This window comes from Micromonospora sp. DT201 (assembly GCF_049841575.1).
Lineage (GTDB): Bacteria > Actinomycetota > Actinomycetes > Mycobacteriales > Micromonosporaceae > Micromonospora.
Map to the genome: position 1 here is coordinate 173,847 of NZ_JBNCKP010000012.1, position 6,990 is coordinate 180,836.

Below are 6,990 nucleotides of genomic sequence, written 5' to 3' on the forward strand. Positions count from 1 at the left end.
CCGCTCGACGCGCCGAGGGAAGGACCACGCGCTGCAATGAGCCAGACAACCGAGAGCCGGACGGATCAGACCGGCGCTTTCCACCAACTGTTGCTGCGGATGGCCGGCCGGCTGCCCGACGAGCTGATCGTCGAGACCCGACGCTGGCTCGCCGAGGGCGAGTTCGTGGAGATCGCCCAGGCGGTGGCCTTCGCCGCGCTCGCCGGTCAGATCGCGGTGACCGAGGCCGATGCCGCGCTGCTCACCGACGTCCTGCGTGCCGCCGGCGAGGACGTCGAGGCGCTGGCCGCGCTCGAACACTCCGATGCCGCCTCGCAACCGCTGTACGGGGCGGCGCCGGTCAGCCCCGAGGTGCTGGAGCAGTACGGCTCCGCCGTCCCGTACAGCATCGATTTGACGGTGCCGTACACCGGACCGGGCGGGATGGACGAGGTCGACGCCGCAGCTGTCGCGGCGATGGCGTCGCTGGCCACGGACGCCCCGGTTCGTGCGCTCTGGCGCGTCTGGCGGTTCCCGTCGATGGGCATCCAGCAGCCGCAGGCTCGCCGGGTGTTCCTGCTTCAGGCCGATGATGAGACAGCCCTTCCCGGGCTGGCCGTCAAGCTTCAGGACGTGCTGGCCGTCGCCGGGGAGAGCCACCCGCAGGTGGAGGCTTTTGTAGACCCCGACACGATGCCGCCCTACCAGCGGACCGCCCTCGGCTTCGCCGCGCTGCTCTGGACGGCCACACCGGGGGAGGCACCACTCGTCGTGCCGGTCTTCGACACCGCTGAACCCGGTGCCGAACCCGGCTTCGACCCGACGCACCCCCGGCTCGACCAGGCCGAAAATGATCGCGTCGCGGACTACCTCGACGCGGGCGTGCCACTGCTGATCACGCCGGACCACGCGCCCGACGTACTCGATCCGGAGCGGCCGGAGGTGGTGCCGGCGGTGGTCCGGACCGACGGACGGTGGATCTGGACCGAAGCGACCGCTTACTACCTGCGGAGCTACGGCCTGGCGCCCGCCCCCGACCTGCTCGACGAGATCCGGGCCAACGACTATCTTCCGCCCGAGGTCGACGCGGTGGCGCTGCACCGGGCGTTGTCGGTGCTTTACGCCGCGGCCACCGAGGTCGCCACCGCCGACGACACCGAGGTGCCCGGCGATGCCGCTCGCCCAGACGAGGCCCGGACCGAGTCGGTGGAGAGCGCTCGCGTGCACTAGTGCTCTGATCGGGAACGTTGTGATGAGGAGGGCCAGATCGGTGACCGGGGCCATAGCCCGATCCTCGAACTTTCCGGTGTTTCCGCGCATCGTGCCAACTGTGAACGCGTGGACGGTGGACCCTGAACAGCGGGGATCGGCGTCCCGCAACCGACAACAGGGGGTTCTGATGACGGAGAATGATTCAACCGCGAAGGCCGCACTCGCCTTCCAGGCAGGCATCGAAGATCTGGCGGCGGCGATTCCCGGCTCATACCGCGAGCGAGGTGCGAATGGCACTTTGCTCGCCCTGACGCGCGCCATGGTTCCGGCGCTGAATCCCATCCTCAGCGCCGCCGCCACGCCCGATGCCGCCGAGATCGCCGCGTTGGCGGAGGTCGCCGACCGGGAGTCCGGGCCGGCGCCCTGGAGCATCCGGCTGCGCGGGGAGCCGGGCCCGGCGATCATGGAGACGGCGACGCGGTACGGCCTGACCACCACGTCCAAGCAACCGTTCATGCTCGTGTCGCTTGACGGGTACGGTCCGACGCGGCCCGAACCCGTCAGCGAGGTGCGGGTACGTCGCCTGTCGGGAGACGAGGCCGCGATCTTCGCCGCCGTACTCAGCGCGGGATTCGGCGCCCCGCCGGAGATGATCTCCGCCATCTACATGCCAGCCGTGCTGGACAGGGCCGGCACCTCGGCGTACGTGGCCGAGAACGACCGGGGGGAGGCCGTGTCGGCCGGAGTCGCATTCCTCAACGACCAGTACCTCGGCCTGGCCAACATCTCGACGGTTCCCGCATTCCAGCGTCGGGGGTACGGGCGTGCCCTCACCGAGGCGATGCTCCGCGACGGTCACACGGCGGGCGCCCAGGCCGCGTACCTGCACGCGGATGAGCCGTCCCTGCCCTTCTTCGAGAGCGTCGGATTCCGCACGACGGAGTACTGGACGATGCTCAGCGCCTTCTGAGGTCCGCGGAGAGCCGGGAGGAATCTGCACGGTCCTCCCGGCTCTCCCAGCCATCAGCCGCGCCTGGACAACGTTGCCCCGGCGTGCCACCCAACCCGGCCAACCTTCCCGGTCAGGGCACTGGCGGCTCTACCCGCCGTGTGCTGGTCGGTGCTGGTGACCGAACCCGTCACAGCGACGGCCGGCCCGGCCACGGAAGCGCCCATGTCGGAGGGTCGAACGGCCGGACCGCGCCTGTCTCCAAATTTGCGGCCCACCGGAATTGAACCGAAGGCCGGTTTGCAGCGTCGTCGGAACGGGTGCCTTGTCGGTTTCAACGACAAGGCGTGTCACGAGCGTGTGGCGAGGCGAAGGGGGCCGCCGGTGACGGCGAAGGTACGGGCCTGGTCGAGTGTGCTGGGTTGTCTGGCACTGTTGGCGGTGCTCACGCAGACGACCAGGCCGGGTCAGGCTGAAGGAGCGGTGGCGAAACCCTGGTTGGTCCAGGTGGCCACCACGCCGTCGGCGGCTACCCCTTCCGCGTCGACGACGGCCGGTGGGTCGGCGGCGACGCCTCGGCCGACGGCCACCAACACCGTCGGCGACGAGTACCTCAAGTACTACCCGGTGACCGCCGCCGACCAGGGGGCGAAGAGCCTGACGGAGATCGCCGGGCGGCTGCTCGGCACCACCGGTCGGGCTAAGGACATCTACCACCTCAACGTCGGCCGGATCCAGCCCGACGGGCAGGCGCTGACCGATTCGATGCAGTTGCGCGCCGGCTGGTTGCTGGTGCTGCCCTGGGACGCGGTCGGCGAGGGTGTCCAGTACGGCCTGCTGCCCACCGAGGCACCCGTACCCGCAACAGCCGCCCCGTCACCGCAGGGTGCCGCGCCGTCGGTGGCAGCCTCGGCGCCGAAGCCCCCCGCCGGTGGCTCGTCAGCACCGCAGTCGCCCGCCGCCACCCAGCCGAGCCGGCCACCAGCGAGCGTTGCACCACCGGCGAACCCGCCGGCCAGCGCTGCGCCGGCTCCCACGAAGGCACCCGTCCCGGCGGCTCCTCCGGCGTCCTCGCGGCCACCTGCTCCGGCGGCTCCGCCGGCTTCCGCGCAGCCACCTGCTCCGGCCTCCACCCCGGCTGCTCCACCGGCCTCCACCCCGGCGGCTCCACCGGCCTCCACCCCGGCGGCTCCACCGGCCTCCACCCCGGCGGCTCCGCCAGTTACCGGCACCCCAGGCGCGGGTGCGAAGCCGACGCCGAACGAGCACTGCACCGTGTCGCCGTCGACCAGCACCAACTCCGGCTGGGCACACGAGCGGATGGCGGCCGACCAGGCCTGGGGTCGTACCCAGGGTGAGGGTGTTCTGGTCGCGGTCATCGATTCGGGCGTCGACGCCAACCTGCCGGAGTTGTCCGGCCGGGTCGCCGTCGGCGCGGACATCCCCACGGGCAGCGGCCGGGGCAACACCGACTGCCTCGGTTCCGGCACCGCGATGGCCAGCATCGTCGCCGCCTCGCCCGGCACGGCGGCCCCGAGTAACAAGATGGCCGGGATGGCGCCAGCGGCGACGATCCTGCCGCTGCGGGTGGTGCACAACTCACCGAAGTCCGCACCGGCTGACGCGGCAACCGCGATCGAGGTCGCGGTCTCCGCAGGTGCCAAGGTGGTCGCACTCGGGTCCTACGTGGACCTGTCCGACCCGGCCGTCCGAGACGCGATCGAATCGGCTCTCGAACATGACGTCGTGGTGGTGGCGTCGGCGCCTACCGCGGAGACGAACGCGTCGCCACAGCCGGGGATGCCCGGCCTGCTCCGGGTCGGTGGGGTCGGCGCCGAGGGCCAACCGGCGGCGAACTACCGCGCCTCCGAGGTCGACGTGACCGCACCCGGCATCGACGTGGCCAGCCTCGGGGTCAGTGGCTCGGGCCTGCGCGCCAGCAGTGGCTCGCAGTACGCGGTCGCCTTCGTGGCCGGTGCGGTGACCCTGGTCCGGTCGGCGTTCCCGAACCTCGACGCCGGCCAGGTGGTACAACGGATCAAGTCGACGGCAGACCGTGCCGGGCATGACGACCCGGATCCGGTCACCGGCTGGGGCATGATCAACCCGAACGCGGCCGTGACGATGGTGCTCGCCTCGGAGGCGCGGCCCCTCGATGCTGACGGTGGGTCCGGGCCGGGTCCGATCCGCGTTCTCACCATCGCCATGGTGGTCGTCGTCGGGCTCGCGGCTGCCGCGCTTCTCGCCCGCCGCCCGTCGGCGGCAGCAGTGGCGGCAGGGGAGGCCCCGCCGACTGCCCGCGCCGTGGGTCGCGTCGGCGTGCCGATGGAAGCGGATACGCCAGGTGGGGACGGCGCCGCATCGAAGACGGGCAGCCTCGGTGACCCGGATGGCGTACCGGACGCGGGCAGCCTGGGCAAAGTGGACGCGGCAGCCGAACCAGCGGCGGACCCGGCCACTGCGCCAAATGAACCGCTCGTCGTGCCGAAACCCGGCGCATCGAGTGGGGTGAACGACCGTGACGAACTGCGGCCAGGGAACGAAGGGACCGGTCCCAAAAAGCATCCGACCCCGTGACCGGGTGCGGTGGCGCCACCCGGACAGGGTCGGGTGGCGCCACCGCACGGAGTCCCGTCGGCCTGGGCCAGACGGGCGATAGCTGGCGCGCTGTTATCGCAGGTCAAAGGCAGAATGCTCCGGGCCTGAGGGCTGGTGGAACCGCTCCCGGTCTGTAAAACTCTTCGGATCTGAACGAGGCTGGCCGGAGGGGTTGAAGGCGGCACGAACCGATCCGGTCGGCGACAGCGTGAGGGCCATTCCGTCAAGGACGGTGTGGCCCTCGGGACTTTGACGGGAGGAGGCGTTCGTCATGGCCATTGAAATGTCGGACGGCGGCGCCGAACTCCTCAAGTGGCTCACGGGCGAGGAACTTCCCGCGACCAATCCTGACAAACTGCGTCTGATCGCACAGGCTCACCTCGACGCCGCTGATGGCGTGGAGGACGTCATACCGATCCTCGCTGCCGCGGTCGCCAGCATCAGCAGTGGTGTGGTGGGCCAATCCAGCCAGGCGTTCGTCGACATGTCGAAGGACTACCTCGGCGACGACGGCTACCTGATGATCGCGTCCCGGTACGTCCGCCGGTTGGGTGACGGTCTGGACGATACCGCCAACCAGCTCGACTACACCCAAATCATGATCGTCCTGACGATCGTCGAACTGATGGTCACCCTAGCGATCGCCGCCGCGATCGCCTGGTTCTATCCGGGCATCCTGGAAGAACTGGCGATGAGGCTGCTGGTCGACAAGTTCAAGATCGCGGTCTGGCTGGCCCGCCTGATCATCGCGGTGGCGCTCGGTCAGGTGGCCGGCGTTGGTCTGCAGGTGTTGATGGACGTGATCGCGCAAGCCGAGCTGCGACGGAGGGGCCACCAGCACGGCTGGAACTCGCAGTTGACGAAGAACGCCGCAGCGGTTGGCTCGTGGACCGGGCTGATCGGTGCGGCGATGGGCGGCGCCGGCGGGGTCCTCGGCGGGCTTAGCGGTCGGTTCCTCCGTGATGCGGCCGGGCGGGCCAGCCAACGTGTCCAGGATGCTGCGCGGGGGGTGGCCGGGGGCGCGGCGGACGGGGGCAAGGCGGTCGGAGGCGCGGCCGTCGGAGGAGCGGCGGCCGGGGGCGCGGTCAAGGGGGCATTGGGCGCTGCGGCGGATTCCGGGGCCCGGAGCGCGGCGGATGCGGTGGCCAATCAGGCCAATCGGAGCGTGTTGCACGAGTTCGTCGACAATGTTTTGTCCGAGGGGGCCGTCGAGGTCGTCGGCGAGGGCACCTTCAATATGCTCACTGGAGACGGCTGGCAGTGGAGTACGGTGCCGGTCACCGCCGTCTCCGGCATGCTCTCCGGTGCCGTTGAGGGCGCGGGGGACATCGGCGGCAGCAAACTTCGCCAGATCACCCATCCCGATGCCACAGCGGATCGCAACCAGACCCGCAATCAGGGCGACCTGCCTGAAAAGACGTTGCCTCCGAGCAGCGCCCCGGCGCCTGATCCTGGCGGTCCTGGTTTTGGTGAGCCTGGTCCGGGCGGGTCCGTTCCTGGCGGGTCCGATCCTGGCCTGCCCGGAGACACCGGGGGCACGACGACCGGAACCGGCCCGTCCGCCATCCCGAGAACCGGCCCGGAGCTACCTGCCGGGGGCCGTCCCACGCCAACCACCACAGGCGACACACTCCCGTCGGGCGAACCCACCCAAGACACCACCGGGCCGACCCCGATCGTTCGGACAACCCCCAACGTCTCGGGTCCCTCGACCAGTCCGGCGACTACGACTGCCCCGACGCCGCCGTCGACGCCGGCTTCACCTTCGGTGGTGGTGTCGTCGCCGGCTTCGCCTTCGGCGGTGGTGTCGCCGTCGCCGTCGACGCCGGCTTCGCCTTCGGCGGTGGTGTCGCCGCCGTCGACGCCGGCTTCGCCTTCGGCGGTGGTGTCGTCGACGCCAGCTTCGCCTTCGGCGGTGGTGTCGTCGTCGTCGACGCCGGCTTCGCCTTCGGCCGTGGTGACGTCGCCGTCATCGCCGGGGCAGCCTTCGACCGCACCGACGCCACCGCAGTCTCCGTCCGCGCCAGCATCTTCGGTCAACCCGCCGGCGCCGGGCGCTTCAGCGACCCAGGCGGGCACGTCGGCCGCGGCGGGCACGTCGGCCGCGGCGGGCACGTCGGCCGCGGCGGGGACGTCGGCCGCGGCGGGCACGGCGGGCACGTCGACCCCGGCCAGCCCGGGGACCGCGACGGGTGCAGCCGGCAATGCCCGCCAGGACACCGTGCCAGCGCCGGTGCGCGGCACCACCGAGA

Annotated in this window: 6 protein-coding genes; 3 read left to right on the forward strand and 3 right to left on the reverse strand. The window is 71.0% G+C overall.

The window, feature by feature from the left end; genetic code table 11:
- The first annotated feature begins 36 nt into the window (after nt 1-36).
- The 3 genes from ACLQ28_RS20415 to ACLQ28_RS20425 all read left to right on the forward strand — a co-directional run bounded on the left by ACLQ28_RS20415 (nt 37) and on the right by ACLQ28_RS20425 (nt 4,717).
- A complete protein-coding gene (locus ACLQ28_RS20415; protein WP_425687868.1) occupies nt 37-1,209 on the forward strand; it encodes a hypothetical protein in 1,173 nt (390 codons plus the stop codon).
- A 169-nt stretch (nt 1,210-1,378) separates the two neighbouring features.
- A complete protein-coding gene (locus tag ACLQ28_RS20420; RefSeq protein ID WP_425687869.1) occupies nt 1,379-2,161 on the forward strand; it encodes a GNAT family N-acetyltransferase in 783 nt (260 codons plus the stop codon).
- A gap of 363 nt (nt 2,162-2,524) precedes the next feature.
- On the forward strand, nt 2,525-4,717 hold the full coding sequence (locus tag ACLQ28_RS20425; protein ID WP_425687870.1) for a S8 family serine peptidase: 2,193 nt from the start codon (nt 2,525-2,527) through the stop codon (nt 4,715-4,717).
- Between the two features lie 244 nt (nt 4,718-4,961).
- On the opposite strand, the gene ACLQ28_RS20430 is transcribed toward ACLQ28_RS20425, so the two are convergent.
- From ACLQ28_RS20430 to ACLQ28_RS20440, 3 genes are read right to left on the reverse strand one after another with little or no spacing between them, the layout of a single operon-like run.
- The gene (locus tag ACLQ28_RS20430) at nt 4,962-5,333 is read right to left on the reverse strand and encodes a hypothetical protein (RefSeq protein WP_425687871.1); all 372 of its coding nucleotides are present in this window, start codon (nt 5,331-5,333) and stop codon (nt 4,962-4,964) included.
- A 39-nt stretch (nt 5,334-5,372) separates the two neighbouring features.
- Nucleotides 5,373-6,098 (reverse strand): hypothetical protein, encoded by a 726-nt coding sequence (locus ACLQ28_RS20435; RefSeq protein WP_425687872.1) that lies wholly within the window; start codon nt 6,096-6,098, stop codon nt 5,373-5,375.
- Nucleotides 6,099-6,133: 35 nt separating this feature from the next.
- Nucleotides 6,134-6,889: a hypothetical protein gene (locus ACLQ28_RS20440; protein WP_425687873.1), complete on the reverse strand. Its 756-nt coding sequence runs from the start codon at nt 6,887-6,889 to the stop codon at nt 6,134-6,136.
- Between the last annotated feature and the right edge of the window lie 101 nt (nt 6,890-6,990).